Raw genomic sequence first — 17,713 nt, 5'->3', positions numbered from 1 at the left:
TGGCTGCAGCCACGATTGGGCTATGCTCGCAGGCACCTCCGGCGAGGACCGCCTTCATGGCTGCAAGGATGGCCAACGGCATGCGGATGCGTGGTGCGGAGATCCACGGGTACGGTCATGGCGAATCAGCGCGGTGAGCGCGCTGGCGCTGCCGGAGGTGGTGATGCTGCCGGGCCTGGACGGCACCGGCGCGATGTCGGTGCATTTCCTGTCCGCGCTGCAGGCCCATGGGCTGGCTACGCGGGCGCTGGCGCTGCCGGCTGAAGGTGGGCAGCAGTATCCCGCGCTTGCCACGTGGATCTGGCCACGGCTGCCACGATCGCCGTTCGTCCTGATTGCCGAATCGTTCTCGGGCCCGCTGGCGCTGGAACTCGCGGCGCGGCGGCCGGGCGCGCTGCGCGGGCTGGTCCTGGCCGCCACCTTCGTGCGCCGGCCGGTACCGCTGCCGGCGGCCAGCGCGGCACTGCTGTTGCCGGCCTGGCCGATGCCGCCCCCCGCGCTGCTGGCGCCTCTGCTGCTGGGGCGGTGGCGCACCGGAGCGCATCTGGCGTTGTTGCGCGCTGCCCTGGCGCAGGTCCCGGCGGTCACGCTGCGGCAGCGCGCCGCAGCGACCCTGCGCGTCGATGGGCGCGCGCTGCTGCCCCGGATCGCGGTACCGACGCTGTCCCTGCAGGGCCGTCAGGATCGCCTGCTATGGCGTGCGAGCGTGACCGAGCTGCGGGCGTTGCTGCCGGAGGCACAGCACGTTGCGCTGGAAGGACCGCACCTGTTGCTGCAGGCCTGCGCCGAACCGGCCGCCGCAGTGGTGGCCGGTTGGGTGAAGGCGCTGCCGCGCATCGATTAGCTGCGTGCGCGGGTACGTGCGGCCTTCTTCGCCGCAGTGCTGCGCGCGGCCTTCTTCGCGGCGCGCGTCTTCGCCGCCTTCCTGGCCGCAGCGCTGCGCGTGGCAGCGGTGCTGCTGGACGTGCTGGTCGCTGCCTTTTTCGCCGTCGTCTTCTTCGCAGCCTTCTTTACTGCGCGCTTGCGCGGCGCTGCCGGCGTGGTCGCGGTCTTCTTTGCAGTTTTCTTTGCCGTCTTCTTTGCCGTCTTCTTTGCCGGCGTGCGCGTTGCCGCCTTCTTGGTGGCCGCCGTCTTCTTCGCAGGCGCCCGGGTGGCCGTCTTCTTCGCCACCTTCTTCGCCGGCGCCTTGCTGGCCGACGCCTTCTTTGCGGTGGTCTTTTTGGCTCCCTTCTTTGTTGCCTTGCGCGCGCTGCCACTGCGTTTGCCACCACCGTCCTGCTTGTTCACGGTGGCCCAGGCAATGCGCTCGGCGGTGCCCTCGCTGGCACCCCGCGCGCGTTCGCTGTGCTCGATGTGCTCGGCCTGGCGCTTCTGCTTGTCTGTGTAGGCGGATTTGTCACCCCGGGGCATGTCGGTTCTCCTGTGGGTCGGTCAGGCCAGCAGGCGCAGTTTCGGTTCGCGCGCCCACTGGCGGTTGGCGGCAGCCGCGAGGAAGGCCTTGCTGTCTTCGGCTTCCACGATGCCGGCATCGTTGCCGACGCGCGCTGCCTTCAGCAGCGCCTGCGCGCCTTCGTCACTGGCAATGGCCTTCAGGTGGGCCCAGGCATCGCTGACGAAGCCGACCGCGGCGGCGTCCTTGGCCAACGCCTTGCCGGCGTCGGCGCTCAGTACCACCGCGACGGCGTCGAATACCACCGAGGGGGTGCCGGCGAGCTGTCCGTCGGCCGCCTGCAGCTTGCCGTCGCTGAGGGTCGCGCCACCCACCCTGGGGGCGACCATCTTCACGCTGGCGCCGGCCTTTTCAGCAGCCTTGCGCAGGCTGGCGATGATTCGCGCGTCGGAACCTGCGTCGAACAGGATGCCGATGCACCGGCCCTGCAGCACCGGCTTGTTGCGGCCGATCACACGGACCTCGGGCGCCGCTGGCAGGTCCTGTGCGGGCGTCGCCGTCGGCGCAGGATCGGGCAGGGCCGGCAGGGCCAGTCCATCGGCCACGCGCCTGGCCAGGCCTTCGTCGATGTTGCGCAGATGGCTGACGGTGCGCACGCGCACCTTCTCGGTTTCCACCTTCGACAGCTCGAACACCAGCGCAGAGGCCAGGTGCGCCTGTTCCGGCTTTTCCAGGCTGCGGAAGAACATCCGCGCCTGGCTGTAGTGGTCGGCGAAGCTCTCCGCGCGGGTGCGGCCCTTGCGTCCATCGTCGGCGCTGGCGTGGCTGCGGAACCCCGCGGGCGTTTCACGCGGGCTGTCGTCCTGCAGCGAGCTGGGATCGTAGGCGACGCGCCCCTTCGGCACCTGCATCTGCATGTGGCCATCGCGCTGGTGGTTGGCGAACGGGCACTTCGGTGCGTTCACCGGAATCTGGTTGAAATTGGGCCCGCCCAGCCGGATCAGCTGGGTGTCCAGGTAGGAGAACAGGCGGCCCTGCAGCAGGGGATCATTGCTGAAGTCGATGCCCGGCGGCACGTTGGCCGGGCAGAACGCTACCTGCTCGGTCTCGGCGAAGAAATTGTCCGGCCAGCGATCGAGCACCATGCGCCCGATCACCTGCAGCGGCACCAGCGACTCGGGGATGATCTTGGTCGGATCCAGATGGTCGAACGGGAAGCCTTCGGCCTGCTCTTCAGTGAACAGCTGCACGGCCAGTTCCCACTCGGGGAAGTCGCCGCGCTGGATCGCCTCGAACAGGTCGCGGCGGTGGAAATCGTTGTCGGCGGCCTGCAGTTTCAGCGCCTCGTCCCAGATGGTGGACTGCAGCCCCAGCTTCGGCCGCCAGTGGAACTTGACGAAGGTGGAGTTCCCTTTCTCATCCAGCAGGCGGAAGCTGTGGATGCCGAAGCCTTCGATGGTGCGCAGCGAGCGCGGAATCGTGCGGTCGCTCATCGCCCACATGATCATGTGCATCGATTCGGGCATCAGCGAGACGAAATCCCAGAACGTGTCGTGTGCGCTGGCGGCCTGCGGGAACGCGCGGTCCGGTTCCATCTTCACCGCATGGATCAGGTCGGGGAACTTGATCGCGTCCTGGATGAAGAACACCGGAATGTTGTTGCCGACCAGGTCCCAGTTGCCTTCCCTGGTATAGAACTTCACCGCGAAGCCGCGCACGTCGCGCGGGGTGTCCACCGAGCCGGCGCCACCGGCAACGGTGGAGAAGCGGGTGAACACCGGCGTCTTCACCCCGACCTCGGTGAGGATCTTCGCGCGGGTCACCTTGCTCAGCGAGCGGGTGAGTTCGAAGAAGCCGTGGGCGGCCGAACCGCGGGCATGGACGATCCGCTCGGGAATACGCTCATGGTCGAAGTGGGTGATCTTCTCGCGCAGCAGGAAGTCTTCCAGCAGGGTGGGGCCGCGTGGTCCCTGGCGCAGGGAGTTCTGGTTGTCGGCAACCGGAATGCCCTGGTTGCTGGTCAGGACCGGATGGGCGCCTCCCGCGAGCTGGTGCAGTTCATCGCCCTGGCCGCGGCTGTCACGGTCGGCGGAGGGGGTGGCGGAAGCGCGCTTGCCGGTCGGCTTGCTGGCGGCCATGGAGGGTCTCCTGGAGCGGGTAGGGGGCAGACCCAGACAGTGGCGGCGCCGGCGTTAATGCACGGTCCCGTGGGAGTGAACGCGCAGACAAATCGGCGGCTCGGGTATGCTTGCCGCATGCGAGTCGAACCCGCCGACATCGAAGCCCTGTTCGACGCCATTCCGGACGTGCTGTTCTTCATGAAGGACCGCCAGGGCCGCTACACCTACGTCAACCAGACCATGCTGCGACGGCTGGGCCTGCGTGCGCGCAAGGAGGTGATCGGCCGAACCGCGGCCGAGATCTACCCCACCGGGCTGAGCGCCGACTATGTCGACCAGGACGCACGCGTGCTGTCCGGCGAGGTGATCGAGAACCTGATGGAGCTGCACCTGTTCGCCAACCGCGAACCGGGCTGGTGCCTGACCTGCAAGCGCCCGCTGGTGGTGGACGGGCAGGTGGAGGGGCTGATCGGCATCTCCCGCGACCTCGGCCAGAAGGACAGCCTGGGCAGCCAGTACGAACAGCTGCGGCTGGCCCTGGCCCACCTCAATGCGCACTACGCCGAGAACGTGCGCATGCAGACCCTGCTGGACATCACCGGCTTCTCGCTGTCCAAGCTCGAGCGCAGCTTCCGCAAGGTGTTCCAGATGACTCCGCAGCAGGTGCTGACCCGGCTGCGCATCCAGATGGCGATGCACCTGCTGCATGGCAACGAAAGCATCGCCTGCATCGGCCAGGCCTGCGGTTTCAGCGACCAGAGCGCGTTTACCCGCAAATTCAAGGCTGAAACCGGTTTCTCCCCGCGCGCCTACCGGGCCCGCATCGGTGAGCCGGTGCCGGCCTGAGCGGCCTGCTGCGCTGTGCCTATCCCGGCGGGCGCCGGACCATGTAAGGTGTCGCCCCTGTAGCCGCCGCCAGCCCTGCCGATGCCCGCCACCCCCGATCAGACCGCTTCGCCCTCCCGCCTCGGCCATTCGCTCAAGCCGCGCCAGCTGATCATGATGGGCCTGGGCAGCGCGATCGGCGCCGGCCTGTTCCTCGGTTCCGGCGTGGGCGTGCAGGCGGCCGGTCCGGCGGTGCTGGTGTCCTATCTGGTGGCCGGCGCGCTGGTGATCATCGTGATGAACGCGCTGGGCGAAATGGCGGCGGCCAAGCCGACCAGCGGCGCGTTCTCGGTCTACGCCGCCGATGCCATGGGCGCCACTGCCGGTGCGACCGTGGGCTGGCTGTGGTGGGTGCAGCTGGTGATCGTGATCGCCGCCGAGGCGGTGGGTGCGGCCGGATTGCTGGCCACGGTATGGCCGGCCATACCGGTGCCGATGGCGGCGCTGGCGTTCATGCTGTTCTTCACTGCGATCAACCTGCTCGGCGTGAAGAACTTCGGCGAGTTCGAGTTCTGGTTCGCCATCCTCAAGGTGGCCGCGATCCTGGGTTTCATCGCCATCGGCATCGCCCTGCTGATGGGCTGGCTGCCGCAGGTCGCCTCGCCGGGCCTGAGCAATTTCACCGCCCATGGCGGCTTCGCGCCGAAGGGGCTGGCCGGCATCGGTGCGGCCCTGCTGGTGGTCGTCTTCGCGTTTGGCGGGACCGAGATCGTGGCGGTGGCCGCGGCCGAGACCGAAGATCCCGAGCGCAGCATCGCCCGCGCGATCCGCACCGTGGCCTGGCGCATCCTGGTGTTCTACATCGGCTCGCTGAGCGTGATCATCGCGGTGGTGCCGTGGACCAGCGAGGCGCTGAAGTCACCCTTCGCCGCGGTGCTGGAGGTCGCCAATATTCCGGGAGCGGCCACGGCCATCACCCTGATCGCGGTGATCGCGCTGCTGTCGGCGCTCAACGCCAACCTCTACGGCGCCTCGCGCATGATGTACTCGCTGGCGCAGCGCCGCGAAGCCCCGGCCGTGCTGGGCTGGACCGACCCGCGCCAGGTGCCGGTGATCGCGGTGCTGGCCAGCGTGCTGTTCGGCTTCGCCGCCACCGTGATGGAGCTGCTGTTCCCGGACAGGGTGCTGCCGGTGCTGCTGAACATCGTCGGTTCCACCTGTCTGCTGGTATGGACGCTGTCGCTGGTCTCGCAGCTGGTGCTGCGCAGGCGTGCGGATCGCCTGGGCACCCGCCTGCCGTTCCGCATGGCCGGCTTCCCGTGGCTGACCGTGTGTGCGCTGGCGATCCTGGCGCTGATCTTCGGGCTGCTGCTGAGTGAAGCGCATACCCGGCTGCAGTTCCTGGCGATGGTAGCGCTGACGGCGAGCATCGCCGCCGGCAGCGCCATCGCCCGCCGCCTGCGCGAGGCCTGATCGAAACCGCCGGGCCGGGCCCGGCGCTGCCGATACACGGTGCGCACATCCGCGGTGCCATCCTGATCCCCGGGGCCTGAGCGGCCCGTCGAACAGGAGCACCGCATGCTGCGCAGCCGTCCCTTCCTGATGTTCACCGGCCAGGCCGAGGCCGCGCTGGCCCTGTACGCCGAGGCGTTCGCTGATTTCCGCCTGCTGGCCCTGCAACGCCACCCGGAAGGGCCTGGCGCCGGCGTGCCCGGGCAGGTACGCCAGGCCATCTTCCTGCTGGGGGGCACTCATTACCTGTGCTTCGACAGCCTGGATGTGCACGACTTCACCTTCACTCCCTCGATCTCGCTGTTCGTGGAATGTGCGGGGACCGAGCAGTTCGAGCGCGCCGCGCGGGCGCTGGGCGAGGGCGGGCACTGGTTGATGCCGGTGGGCGAGTACGATTTCAGCAATCGATACGGCTGGGTGCAGGACCGTTTCGGTGTGTCCTGGCAGTTGAGCCTGGGGCAGATGCCGGACCCGTGATGCGTGCTGCCGCTGCGCTCGCCGGGCATGGCCCGGCGCTACCGGAACATGCCGGGCTGGTGATGGGTGCTGCCGCTGTGTTCGCCGGGCATGGCCCGGCGCTACCGACTACCGGAACATGCCGGGGCCCTGCCGCCGCTGGCGCTGCGGGAAATGAAACGGCCCGCTTGCGCGGGCCGTTTGTCGATCAGGCCTCGACCTCATCATCCTTGTAGGCATCGACCGGGATGCAGGCGCACATCACGTTCTTGTCGCCGTACACGTTGTCGACGCGGGCGACCGGCGGCCAGTACTTCTGCAGCTTCAGGCTGGGCAGCGGGAAGGCGGCCAGCTCGCGCGGGTAGGCGTGGGTCCACTCGCTGGCAGTCACCGCGGTGGCGGTGTGCGGCGCATTCTTCAGCGGGTTGTCCTCGCGGTCCAGGCGCCCGTCCTCGATCGCTGCGATCTCTTCGCGGATCTGGATCATCGCGTCGATGAAGCGATCCAGCTCATGCAGCGATTCGCTCTCGGTCGGCTCGACCATCAGCGTGCCGGCCACCGGGAAGCTCAGGGTGGGGGCATGGAAGCCGAAGTCGATCAGGCGCTTGGCCACGTCCTCGGCACCGATCCCGCTGGTCTTTTCCAGCGGGCGCACGTCCAGGATGCACTCGTGCGCGACCAGGCCGTTGCGGCCGGTGTACAGGGTCCTGAAATGCGGAGTCAGGCGCTTGGCGATGTAGTTGGCGTTGAGCTGGGCCACCTGGGTCGCCTTGCGCAGGCCTTCAGTGCCCATCATCGCGATGTACATCCAGCTGATCGGCAGGATCGAGGCGCTGCCGAAGCTGGCCGCGCTGACCATGCCGACCGGGCCGTGGTCGCCCAGCTTGCCGGGCAGGAACGGTGCCAGGTGTTCCTTCACCGCGCACGGGCCAACGCCCGGGCCGCCGCCGCCGTGCGGGATGCAGAAGGTCTTGTGCAGGTTCAGGTGCGAAACGTCCGAACCCCACTTGCCCGGCTTGGCCACGCCGACCAGGGCGTTCATGTTGGCGCCGTCGGTGTACACCTGGCCGCCGTGCTGGTGGATGATCTCGCAGATCTCGACCACCTCTTCCTCGAACACGCCGTGCGTGGACGGGTAGGTCATCATGATCGCGGCCAGGCGGTCGCTGTACTTCTCGGCGTTGAGGCGGATGTCCTCGACGTCGACATTGCCGTTGGCGTCGGTCTTGGTCACCACCACCTTCATGCCGCACATCTGCGCAGACGCCGGGTTGGTGCCGTGCGCCGAATCCGGGATCAGGCAGATATCGCGATGGCCCTCGCCGCGCGAGCGGTGGTAGGCACGGATCGCCAGCAGGCCGGCGTACTCGCCCTGCGCGCCGGAGTTCGGCTGCAGGCTGACTGCGTCGTAGCCGGTGCACTCGACCAGCATCGCTTCCAGCGACTCGATCAGTTCCTTGTAGCCCAGCGCCTGGTCGGCCGGCACCAGCGGGTGGATCTGCGAGAACTCCGGCCAGGTCACCGGGATCATCTCGGCGGTGGCGTTGAGCTTCATGGTGCACGAGCCCAGCGGGATCATCGTGCGGTCCATCGCCAGGTCCTTGTCGGCCAGCGAACGCAGGTAGCGCAGCAGTTCGTGCTCGCTGTGGTGGGTGTTGAACACCGGGTGGGTCAGGAATTCAGACTGGCGCAGCAGGCCGGCCGGCAGGGCGTCGGCGGTGCTGGCATCCAGCGCGTCGATGTCGGCCTGTGCACCGAACACGGCGGCCAGTGCGACCACGTCGGCGCGGGTGGCGGTCTCGTCCAGGCTGATGCCGACCGAGTCGCTGTCGATCGCGCGCAGGTTGTAGCCGGCGGCGCGCGCCTTGGCGTGGATCTCATCGGCATGCACGCCGGTGACATGCAGGGTGTCGAAGAAGTTGCCACCCACCTGCACGCCGGCGCTGCGCAGCGCCGCGGCCAGGATCGAGGCCAGGCGATGGGTGCGGCGCGCGATGCGGGTCAGGCCTTCCGGACCGTGGTAGACCGCGTACATCGAAGCCATCACCGCCAGCAGCACCTGCGCGGTGCAGATGTTGGAGGTGGCCTTCTCGCGGCGGATGTGCTGTTCGCGGGTCTGCAGGGTCAGGCGGTAGGCCGGATTGCCCTGTGCATCGATCGACACGCCGATCAGGCGGCCCGGCATCGAGCGCTTGTAGGCATCACGGCAGGCCATGAACGCGGCGTGCGGGCCACCGAAGCCGAACGGCACGCCGAAACGCTGGCTGTTGCCGACCACGATGTCCGCCCCCCATTCGCCCGGCGCGGCCAGCAGGGTCAGCGCCAGCAGATCGGTGGCCACGGCCACCAGCCCGCCGCGCGCGTGCACGGCATCGACCAGCGCCTTGTAGTCGCCGACCTGGCCGAAGGTGTCCGGGTACTGCAGCAGCAGGCCGAAGGCTTCCGCTTCCAGCGCTTCGGCCGGGGTGCCCACGCGCAGCACGATGCCCATCGGCTCGGCACGCGTGCGCAGCAGTTCCAGCGTCTGCGGGTGCACGGCGTCGTGCACGAAGAAGGTGTCCGACTTCGACTTGGCCGAGCGCTTGGCCAGGGTCATCGCTTCGGCGGCGGCAGTGGCTTCGTCCAGCAGCGAGGCGTTGGCGATCTCCATGCCGGTCAGGTCGGCACACAGGGTCTGGAAGTTGATCAGCGCTTCCATGCTGCCCTGCGAGATTTCCGCCTGGTACGGGGTGTAGGCGGTGTACCAGGCCGGGTTCTCCAGGATGTTGCGCAGGATCACGTTCGGCGTGTGGGTCCCGTAGTAGCCCTGGCCGATGAAGCTGCGCAGCACGGTGTTCTTGTCGGCGATCGCGCGGATCTTCGCCAGCGCCTGCACTTCGGTGATCGATTCGGGCAGTGCCAGCGGCGCCGGCGACTTGATCTTGGCCGGCACGATGGCATCGGTCATCGCATCCAGCGAGGCGTGGCCGATGACGCCGAGCATCTGCGCGATCTCGGCATCGTTGGGGCCGATATGGCGCTCGACGAACGCGGAATGATGCTCGAGCTCACGCAGGGAAGGGGTGTTCTGGGACATGGCGAAGGATCCGTCAGGAAAGGGCACACGCACGGGCACAAGCCGCCGGTCGGCGGTCTGCGGGGCGCCCCTCTGTCCTTTTGCCTGAGAGTTTGGAAGCGCGGCGGACCGCTGCTTCGTGCCCCTTCGGCGCCGGATCGATCCGGTCTCTCCAGAGTTGTGTTACGGGTGGTATCGGGCCTGAGCGATTACGGGCGTTGCGCCTTCGGCAGCGGTGTTCCGCTTCTCCCACCGTGTTGCCCGCCGATTATAGCCCGTTGCAGGCCTGCGGGCCGCGTCCCGGGACCCCGCTGCGCCTGAATGGCCGATGGCCCGGGCATGCGTTTTGTGCAGTTCTGCATGGCGCCGGGCGCAATCCCCGCCTATGATGGTCGGACCCTCGTATTCATCTGGCGCCGTCCCTGCTGCAGGGGATCGGCGCCCGCCGTGCGTGCCACGCATGGCCCTGCCGGACGCCTGCCCGATGACCGCCGCTGTTGCTCCCTCCACCCGCCGCATGGCCCTGCTGCTTGCTGGGCTGGCCATGTTCGGTCCGTTCTCGATCGACACCATCTTCCCCGCCTTCCCGCAGCTGGCCCAGCGCCTGGCCGTGGACGAGGTGGCGGTGCAGCAGACCATCAGCGTGTACCTGCTGTTCTACGGCCTGATGAGCCTGGCGCACGGGCCGCTGTCCGATGCCTGGGGCCGCAAGCGGGTGATCCTGGCCGGGCTGGTGGTGTTCGTCGGCGCGTCGGTCGGCTGCGCCCTGTCCACCGACCTGGGCACGCTGCTGCTGTTCCGCGCGCTGCAGGGGCTGTCGGCCGGCGTCGGCATGATCGTCGGCCGCGCGGTGATCCGCGACCTCTACCACGGCCACGACGCGCAGCGGCTGATGAGCCAGGTGTCGATGCTGTTCGGCATCGCGCCGGCGATCGCACCGATCATCGGTGGCTGGATCCTGCTCAGTGGCGCCGGCTGGCCGCTGATCTTCTGGTTCCTGGTGGTGTTCGCCCTGGTGCTGCTGGCCGCCACTGCGCGCTACCTGCCCGAGACCCACCCGGTCGCGGCGCGGGTGCCGCTGTCTCCGCGCATGCTGCTGCGCGACTACGTGCGCATCGGCTTCAATCCACGCTTCCTGCGCCTGGCGCTGGCCGGCAGCATCGGCTTCGGCGGCATCTTCCTGTACATCGCCTCGGCGCCGATGTTCGTGATGCAGCACCTGCACCTGGGCGAGGGCGGCTTTGCCTGGCTGTTCATCCCCACCATCGGCGGCATGACCACCGGCTCGTTCCTGTCCGGACGCATGGCCGGGCGCACCACCGCGACCCGCCAGGTGGCAACCGGCTTCCTGTTCTGCGCGGTCTCGGCGCTGCTCAACATCGGCTATGTCGCGCTGTCGCCGCAGTTCGTGCTGCCGTGGGCGGTGCTGCCGATCTTCCTGGGCGGGCTGGGCATGGCGCTGATCTTCCCGATCCTGGCCCTGGCGGTGCTGGACATGTACCCGCAGCAGCGCGGCCTGGCCTCGTCGCTGCAGGCGTTCACCCAGCTGATGATCAGCACGGTGGTGGCCGGTGTGGTGTCACCGCTGTTGAACGCCAGCCCGCTGCACCTGGCACTGGGCCAGGCCGGCTTCTTCGCGGCCGGCTTCGTGTTCTGGTACTGGGAGCACCAGCGCGAGCGCGCATCACAGGCAGTGGGCACGGCGCATTGAGCAGCACGCACGGGTAGGGTGCCGATGCGCGCGCGCCGGCGCCGCAACCGCGCGTGGCCGGGCTAGGCTGGGGCCTCCAGCCAGCCGTCCGTGGGTGCACGACCGCCAGCCGTTCCGATGTGGTCGCATGAGGTATCCCCATGGCTGCGCAGCAGACCTACCGCTTGTTCAACGTGGCGCTGAAGGAGCGCCGCGTTCTTTCCCCCTCGCTTGACCGGATGGTGTTCAGTGGCGCCGACGTCGCTCACATGAAGACCGGTGGCCCGGACCAGCGCATCAAGGTGTTCTTCCCCTTGCCGGGCCAGGATGCGCCGGTGGTGCCCAGCGGCGAGGACTGGTACGCCCGCTACCGTGCGCTGGCCGACGATGTGCGCCCACCGATGCGTACCTACACCATCCGCCAGCTGCGCGCCGAGCAGGGCGAGGTCGACGTGGATTTCGTGCTGCACGGCGAAACCGGGCCGGCCTCGCGCTGGGCCATCCACGCGCGGCCGGGCGACCGGGTGGTGCTGCTGGCGCCGGACGCCGACTGTGCCGACAGCAGCGAAGGCTGGGAGTGGAAGCCGCCGGCTGGCGTCGGCCAGGTCCTGCTGGTGGCCGACGAGACCGCGCTGCCTGCCGTGGCCGGCATCCTCGAGGCATTGGCCGCGATGCCGGAACCGCCGCGCACGCTGGCCCTGCTGGAGGTCGCCCAGGCCGGCGACGCGGTCCCGCTGCGGGCTCCGCCCGGTGCCGAGCTGGTCTGGTTGCCGCGCGGGCAGGCCGCGCACGGGCAGCCGCTGCTGCACGCGGTGCAGGCCCGGTTGCCGGCGGCCTGCGCGGTCGCCGGCGACACCGGGCTGGACGAGATCGACGTGGATTCACAGATTCTCTGGGAACCGTCCGCGGCCGGCGCGGCCGGTCCGTTGTACGCCTGGGTGGCCGGTGAGGCCGGCGCGGTGATGGCGATCCGCCGTCATCTGGTCCGGGACTGCGGGCTGGACCGCCGCGCGATCACCTTCATGGGCTACTGGCGGCAGGGCAGGGCACTGGACTGAGCGCGGCGCGGCGGGCGTGAACCGGCCTGAGGGTGCCGTGGGTTATCCTTGCGCCCCCGCAATGCAAGCCCCACTGATGTCCACCTCTTCGAAATTCCGCCGCGACCAGCGTCGCCGCCAGGAACAGCAGGCCGCCAACAAGGCGGCGGCCAAGGCCTCGCCCGTCGAACCGCATGCCGAACTGCGCGACCCGCAGCGCACGCTGCTGGCCGGCATCGTCCGCCGCGATGGGGAGTGGGTGCTGGGCATGGATGGCCGCATCGCCGGCCAGAGCGAGAGTGCCGCCCAGGTGCTGGCGCTGATCATGCAGGCCGGTGAGCTGCACGAACGCAACGGCACGCCGGTGCGGCTGGTGTATTCGGATGCACTGCGCGATGCCGCACAGGCCGAGGCCAAGGCCCAGGGCCGCACCTTCGACGAGTTCAAGGCCGAACTGGCCGCGCAGCTGGCGGCAAAGAAGCACAACTGACGCCCATTGCGGTAGCGCCGGGCCATGCCCGGCGAGCACAGCGGTGCGAGGAAGAACGCCGGGCACGGATCACGCCCACTGCCTGGCGAAAGGCTCCGCGCGCATGGCGATGCGTTCGTCGCAATGGCGCCCCCCGGTCACGGCGCGCGGCCCGGCGCTACCCGAATGAAAAGGGGCGGATCCTCGCGGACCCGCCCCTTCTTTCATCTCGCCGCCGGGGCCGCGCTGGCCTGCCAGCCGCACATCTGGCCTTCGTTCTGCTGCTTCAGCCACTCGTTGACCGGGCTGAAGTACTCGATCATCGGGCCGGCGTCGAGCTTGTCGGTACCGGTCAGCTCCTTCAGCGTGGCCTGCCACGGCTGGCTGGCCCCCTTGCTCAGCATCGCCCAGTACTTCTGCCCGGCTTCCTTGTTGCCGTAGAAGGTGCACTCGTGCAGCGGGCCCTTGTAGCCGGCCGCATCGCACAGGCCCTTGTAGAACTGGAACTGCAGGATGCGCGCCAGGAAGTAGCGGGTGTACGGGGTGTTGCCCGGCACGTGGTACTTGGCGCCCGGGTCGAAGAACTCCTCGCCGCGGGTGCTGGCCGGGGCCACGCCCTGGTACTTGGCCTTCAGGTCCCACCATGCCTTGTTGTAGTTGTCAGGCGTGATCGAGCCGTCGAACACGCCCCAGCGCCAGCGGTCGATCATCAGGCCAAACGGCAGGAACGAGACCCCGGACAGCGCCATGCGCATCTGGTTGTTGATCACCGCCTCGCGGCTCTCGGTCGGTGCATCGACCAGGCCGATCGAGCTGAGGTACTTGGGCGTCATCGCCAGCACGATGGTGTCGCCGATGGCTTCGTGGAAACCATCGTTGGCACCGCCCTGGAACAGCGGCGGCAGCGGGTTGTAGGCCAGGTCGTAATAGATGTGGCCCAGCTCGTGGTAGATGGTGGTGAAGTTCTCTTCGTTCGGCTTGATGCACATCTTGGTGCGCACGTCGCCTTCCATGTTCATGTCCCAGGCGCTGGCGTGGCAGACCACGTCGCGGTCATCGGGCTTGATGAACTGGGTCTTGTCCCAGTACGACTGCGGCAGCGACGGCATGCCCAGCGATACGTAGAAGTCCTGCGCGCGCTCGGTCATCTGCTTGGCGGTACGCAGCTCGGCCTCGCGCTGGGCCTTGTACTGCGCGGCCACGTTGGCATCCTTGCCAGCCTTGGCCAGCGCCGCGCTCAGGTTGGTCTGGTACTGCTTCTCCAGCGCGGCGGTGATGTCCAGGCTGCCGGCGCCCGGGTAGGGCTCCAGCTGGTCCCACAGGTTGGACCAGTCCTGCTGCCACATGTTGCCCAGCAGGTGCGCGGCGATCAGGCCATTGCCCACTTCGGCCTTGTCCTTGCCGTAGGTCTTGTCCAGCTTGCCGCGGGCGTAGCAGTGCAGCTGCTCGTACATCGGCTTGACCTGTTCCCACAGGCGGTCGGTTTCCGGGCCGATCTGTTCCGGCGGCATGTCATAGCCGCTGCGCCACATCTGGCCGGCATCGCTGAAGCCCATGCCCTTGGCGCCCTCGTTGACCAGGCTGACGAACTGCTGGTAGTCGCCGCGCATGCTCTTGGTGGTGCTGTGCCAGCCCTGCCAGGCATCGAGCTGGGTGTCGTAGTCGCGGCTGCGCGCCAGCACCTGCTCCAGCTCGCCCAGCTGGCGGCAGGAGTTGGGATCGCTGGCGTCGGTGCAGTACTTGCCGGCGCCGTAGCTGCCTTCCATGCGGGTGGCGATCTGGGTCAGCTGGGCCAGCTTGGCCGGGTCGCGTGGCGCCGGCATCGAGGACATCAGTTTCAGCAGGTGGATGGCGCGCTTGCTGTCCTCGGTCATCGGCTGGCCGTCGAACTTGCCGGCCTGCTCGATCCAGCTGTTGAGCTGGGTCAGCGAGCGCTCGTTGGCCTTGGCCGCGATGCGCTCGGAATCGCTGTTGATGTAGGTGGAGGACAGCCACTGGGCCGAGGTCATCTCCGGATAGGCGGCCTTGAACTCCGCATTGATGCGGGCCACGAACTGGTCGGCGGTTTCGCCGGCCGGCGCGCTGCTGCTGGCGGTATCGGTGCCGGGTGCGGCGTCCTTTTTGCAGGCGGCCAGGGCCAGCGTGGCGGCGGCAACGGCCGCAGCCAGCAGGAGATGACGGTGTTTCACGGGCGGTCCTTGGGTGGTGAACGACCGGCGAAGGCTAGTGGGCGGGCGGTGCCACCGCAAGTGGCGGAAGTCGGTTGGGTTCGGCAGGGCTGCGCCCTGCACCTGCCGAAGCCTTCAGGCAACGGCAAAGGCCGAAGCAACAGCAGAAGCGGGCGCTCCGTGGTTTGGCGGGGCGGTGTGGGCTTGCAGGACACGCCGTAAACCCATCCTTGGGGGCTCGATGGCGCCATCCATGGCGCCAACGGTCCTGCAAGCCCACACCACCCCGCCTCTGACAGATTCCGTGTGCTGCCGGTAGGTGTCGACCTTGGTCGACACATCTGTCAGATATCGAAAATCAAGGTAGTTCCAACAGATCGCGGAAATCTGTCGAAGGCGGGGTGGGTCCGGTTGCGGGGGCGTGAGCGCCATGGATGGCGCGACCGAGCCTACAAGGACGTATTTACGGCGTCCCCCGCCACCGGACCCACCCCGCCATCCCACGGAATGCACGCTGTTGCTGTTGCTTTGGTCGTTGCCTCTGCAGGTGCAGGGCTGCAAGCCCTGCCGAAAAACCCCTAGCCCTCGCAATTGGCGAACACGTCGCGGTCGCGCTCGTACAGCGCCGTCTTCACCTGCATCAGGCCCAGCACCGACGGGAACAGGTTGTCATGGTCGGCATAGGCCGCCGAACGCCTGCGCAGGCACTGCAGGTCCAGCCCGCGGCTGCGGGCAAAGCCCGGCGAGAACCACATCGTCATCGGCACCCGGGTCTGCTCGGCAGGCGCGATGGCGTAGGGCACGCCGTGCAGGAACAGGCCCTTCTCGCCCAGCGACTCGCCGTGGTCGGACAGGTAGATCAGTGCCGTGTCGTAGTCCTGCATGCCCTGCAGCGTGCCGATGGTCTTGGTCAGGAAGTGATCGGTGTACAGCACGGCGTTGTCGTAGCTGTTGGTGATCTCTTCGCGCGAGCAACGGCCGATGTCACGGGTATCGCAGGTCGGGGTGAAGCGGCGGAACGCGGGTGGATAGCGCTCGAAGTAGGCCGGGCCGTGGTTGCCCAGCTGGTGCAGCACCACCACCCGGTCGCCCGGTTTCGCACGTACCTGGGTGGCCAGGTCCTGCAGCAGGATCTCATCCATGCAGCGGCCAGCAGCGCACAGGCCCGGCGTAGTGGCATCGGCCAGCGACTGGAAGGCCAGGCCTTCGCAGACGCCCTTGCAGCCGGACTGGTTGTCGCGCCACAACGGCGTGATGCCGGCGCGGTTCAATACGTGCAGCAGCGACTGGTGCGCCCGGATCTTCTTCTCGTCGTAGTCGTGGCGGCCCCACGGCGAGAACAGGCAGGGCAGCGACACTTCGGTGCTGGTGCCGCACGAATGCATGTCCGGGAAATTCACCACGGCGGCCTGCGCCAGTTCCGGGGTGGTATTGCGCCCGCCGTTCAAGCCCCAGTTCTGCGCGCGCACGGTTTCGCCCATCACGATCACCAGCAGGCGAGGCCTGCTGCTGGCGGCGCGTGGCGTGGCGCTGGCATCGGTGCCGATCGGCAGCTTCGGCGCGCGCTGCACCGGATTGTCGCCGCGCAGCGCACGCGGCAGGCCCAGCAGCACGTTGGCCGGCGTGGCCAGATAGCGCACTTCGCGCTGGTTGCGCATCAGCGCCGACACATCCTGGAAAGACAGCAGCGCGCCGCCGAGCGCGGTTGCCGCCGCCAGCAGCAGGAATCCGGCACGCCACAGCAGGCTGCGGCCCCAGTGCCGGCGGTGCAGCCGCACGCGCCACAGCAGCGCCATCGGCAGCACGGCCAGCAGCAGCACCGGCCACAGCAGCGAGAGGGTCAGCAGCTCGCGGCTTTCCTTCGGATCGGTCGCCAGTACATTGCGCAGCATGTCCGCATCCAGATAGATGTGGTAGCGGCCCATGTAGTGCGCTGCAAACGCGGTCACCAGCAGCAGTGCGCTGATCACCACCTTGGCGTTCCAGCGCCAGACCAGCAGGCCCAGCAGCACGCCGTGCGCACCCAGCAGCAGCAACAGCAGCGACACCGCGTAGCGCAGGCTGCCCGGATGGCTGGCCATGGCGCTGTGCCAGAACAGTCCATTGCCGGCGACGGCGAAGAACGCGCAGGCCAGTACGATCAGGCCTTCGCTGGACAGCTGCGGACGCCAGCCGCGCACCGCGGCCAGCGACGGCAGGCGCAGCGTACGTTGCACGGACACGTTCATGCGCTGGCCCCCTGCCGACGGCGGAGCGGGCGGGCCAGCACGCGCTTCACCGCCAGGAACAGGCCCAGCGACAACAGCCAGCAGATCAGCGCCGTGGCGATGTCGTGCGAAAGGAAGTGGGCCCCGCGCAGCTGCTGGCCGATGCCGAACACCAGGCCGCTGCCCAGGCCGATCGACAGTGCCGGCCAACGCCATGCCGGGCGCCACAGCAGTGCGAAGAAGTACAGACACAGCCACGCGTAGCCGGCGCTGGCGTGGCCGGCCGGGAAGCAGGCCGGGGCCGCCATGCCCGCCGGGCGCGTGCTGAACAGCCCGATGTAGGGCGCGTGGCCGCCATAGCGCAGCAGGTCCCAGGGGCAGTCCATCGGAACCAGCGACTTCAGCAGCGAGACCGTGCCGGTACCCAGCGCGATGGCCAGCACGACGTACAGCAGGGCCCACCGAAGAACGCGATCACGCCCATGCCGCCAGTGGTGGAAACACAGCAGCAGCGCCATCAGCGCCGCAGCGGTGCTCAGCCACTTGCCGGCCCTGTGCAGCACCGCGCGGGTCAGCCATGCGTCCTGCAGCGCCCAGCGGCCACCTTCGAGCTTGAACAGATGGTCGGCAACCCACTGGTCACCGCCGAAGCCCATCAGCAGCGTGAACGCAGCAGTCCCGATCACCACGGGCAGCCACAGATGGGTCAGAGCAAAGCGCGGTGTCAGCGACGCGGGTGCAAGAGGGGGAGCGAGGGAGCGCGCAGGCATGCAGGAGGGGCCGG

General features: G+C 68.5%; 13 protein-coding genes and 1 riboswitch. Of the genes, 7 read left to right on the top strand and 6 right to left on the bottom strand.

Features of this window, described 5'->3' with window-relative positions; translation table 11 throughout:
* The first annotated feature begins 133 nt into the window (after nucleotides 1–133).
* Nucleotides 134–844, top strand: coding sequence for an alpha/beta fold hydrolase (locus tag Q5Z10_RS16120; RefSeq protein WP_303636389.1), 711 nt, complete (start codon nucleotides 134–136; stop codon nucleotides 842–844).
* On the opposite strand, the gene Q5Z10_RS16115 is transcribed toward Q5Z10_RS16120, so the two are convergent.
* Together Q5Z10_RS16115 and Q5Z10_RS16110 are read right to left on the bottom strand one after the other, a co-directional pair.
* On the bottom strand, nucleotides 841–1,410 hold the full coding sequence (locus Q5Z10_RS16115) for a hypothetical protein (protein WP_303636388.1): 570 nt from the start codon (nucleotides 1,408–1,410) through the stop codon (nucleotides 841–843). The genes Q5Z10_RS16120 and Q5Z10_RS16115 overlap by 4 nt on opposite strands.
* Nucleotides 1,411–1,431: 21 nt before the next feature.
* Complete coding sequence (locus Q5Z10_RS16110; RefSeq protein WP_303636387.1) at nucleotides 1,432–3,528, bottom strand: catalase; 2,097 nt, start codon at nucleotides 3,526–3,528, stop codon at nucleotides 1,432–1,434.
* Between the two features lie 117 nt (nucleotides 3,529–3,645).
* Between Q5Z10_RS16110 and Q5Z10_RS16105 the strand changes: the two genes are divergently transcribed.
* From Q5Z10_RS16105 to Q5Z10_RS16095, 3 genes are all read left to right on the top strand, one after another.
* The gene (locus tag Q5Z10_RS16105; RefSeq protein WP_303636386.1) at nucleotides 3,646–4,356 is read left to right on the top strand and encodes an AraC family transcriptional regulator; all 711 of its coding nucleotides are present in this window, start codon (nucleotides 3,646–3,648) and stop codon (nucleotides 4,354–4,356) included.
* A gap of 81 nt (nucleotides 4,357–4,437) precedes the next feature.
* Nucleotides 4,438–5,808 (top strand): amino acid permease, encoded by a 1,371-nt coding sequence (locus tag Q5Z10_RS16100; RefSeq protein WP_442758922.1) that lies wholly within the window; start codon nucleotides 4,438–4,440, stop codon nucleotides 5,806–5,808.
* A 105-nt stretch (nucleotides 5,809–5,913) separates the two neighbouring features.
* The gene (locus Q5Z10_RS16095) at nucleotides 5,914–6,324 is read left to right on the top strand and encodes a VOC family protein (RefSeq protein WP_303636385.1); all 411 of its coding nucleotides are present in this window, start codon (nucleotides 5,914–5,916) and stop codon (nucleotides 6,322–6,324) included.
* A 187-nt stretch (nucleotides 6,325–6,511) separates the two neighbouring features.
* Here Q5Z10_RS16095 and gcvP read toward each other — a convergent pair whose 3' ends face one another.
* A complete protein-coding gene (gcvP, locus tag Q5Z10_RS16090) occupies nucleotides 6,512–9,379 on the bottom strand; it encodes an aminomethyl-transferring glycine dehydrogenase (protein WP_303636384.1) in 2,868 nt (955 codons plus the stop codon).
* Between the two features lie 62 nt (nucleotides 9,380–9,441).
* A riboswitch (glycine riboswitch) is annotated at nucleotides 9,442–9,544 on the bottom strand.
* Nucleotides 9,545–9,842: 298 nt separating this feature from the next.
* Between gcvP and Q5Z10_RS16085 the strand changes: the two genes are divergently transcribed.
* The 3 genes from Q5Z10_RS16085 to Q5Z10_RS16075 all read left to right on the top strand — a co-directional run bounded on the left by Q5Z10_RS16085 (nucleotide 9,843) and on the right by Q5Z10_RS16075 (nucleotide 12,575).
* Nucleotides 9,843–11,069: a multidrug effflux MFS transporter gene (locus Q5Z10_RS16085; RefSeq protein ID WP_303636383.1), complete on the top strand. Its 1,227-nt coding sequence runs from the start codon at nucleotides 9,843–9,845 to the stop codon at nucleotides 11,067–11,069.
* Between the two features lie 140 nt (nucleotides 11,070–11,209).
* Complete coding sequence (locus tag Q5Z10_RS16080; RefSeq protein WP_303636382.1) at nucleotides 11,210–12,106, top strand: siderophore-interacting protein; 897 nt, start codon at nucleotides 11,210–11,212, stop codon at nucleotides 12,104–12,106.
* A gap of 76 nt (nucleotides 12,107–12,182) precedes the next feature.
* Nucleotides 12,183–12,575 carry a hypothetical protein gene (locus tag Q5Z10_RS16075; protein WP_303636381.1) on the top strand — a complete coding sequence of 131 codons (393 nt, stop codon included), beginning with the start codon at nucleotides 12,183–12,185 and terminating at the stop codon, nucleotides 12,573–12,575.
* 203 nt (nucleotides 12,576–12,778) lie between these two features.
* Here Q5Z10_RS16075 and Q5Z10_RS16070 read toward each other — a convergent pair whose 3' ends face one another.
* The 3 genes from Q5Z10_RS16070 to Q5Z10_RS16060 all read right to left on the bottom strand — a co-directional run bounded on the left by Q5Z10_RS16070 (nucleotide 12,779) and on the right by Q5Z10_RS16060 (nucleotide 17,699).
* Nucleotides 12,779–14,743, bottom strand: a complete 1,965-nt coding sequence (locus Q5Z10_RS16070) for a M2 family metallopeptidase (protein WP_303636380.1) — start codon at nucleotides 14,741–14,743, stop codon at nucleotides 12,779–12,781.
* A gap of 557 nt (nucleotides 14,744–15,300) precedes the next feature.
* Nucleotides 15,301–16,950, bottom strand: a complete 1,650-nt coding sequence (locus tag Q5Z10_RS16065; protein WP_303636379.1) for a phosphoethanolamine transferase — start codon at nucleotides 16,948–16,950, stop codon at nucleotides 15,301–15,303.
* Nucleotides 16,947–17,699 (bottom strand): phosphatase PAP2 family protein, encoded by a 753-nt coding sequence (locus Q5Z10_RS16060; protein WP_303636378.1) that lies wholly within the window; start codon nucleotides 17,697–17,699, stop codon nucleotides 16,947–16,949. Before Q5Z10_RS16060 ends, Q5Z10_RS16065 begins: the two co-directional genes overlap by 4 nt.
* Nucleotides 17,700–17,713: the final 14 nt, after the last annotated feature.

This window comes from Stenotrophomonas sp. 704A1 (assembly GCF_030549525.1).
Lineage (GTDB): Bacteria > Pseudomonadota > Gammaproteobacteria > Xanthomonadales > Xanthomonadaceae > Stenotrophomonas > Stenotrophomonas tuberculopleuritidis.
The sequence above is the reverse complement of the archived record's forward strand: the minus strand, read 5'-3'. Positions and strand labels throughout refer to the sequence as shown.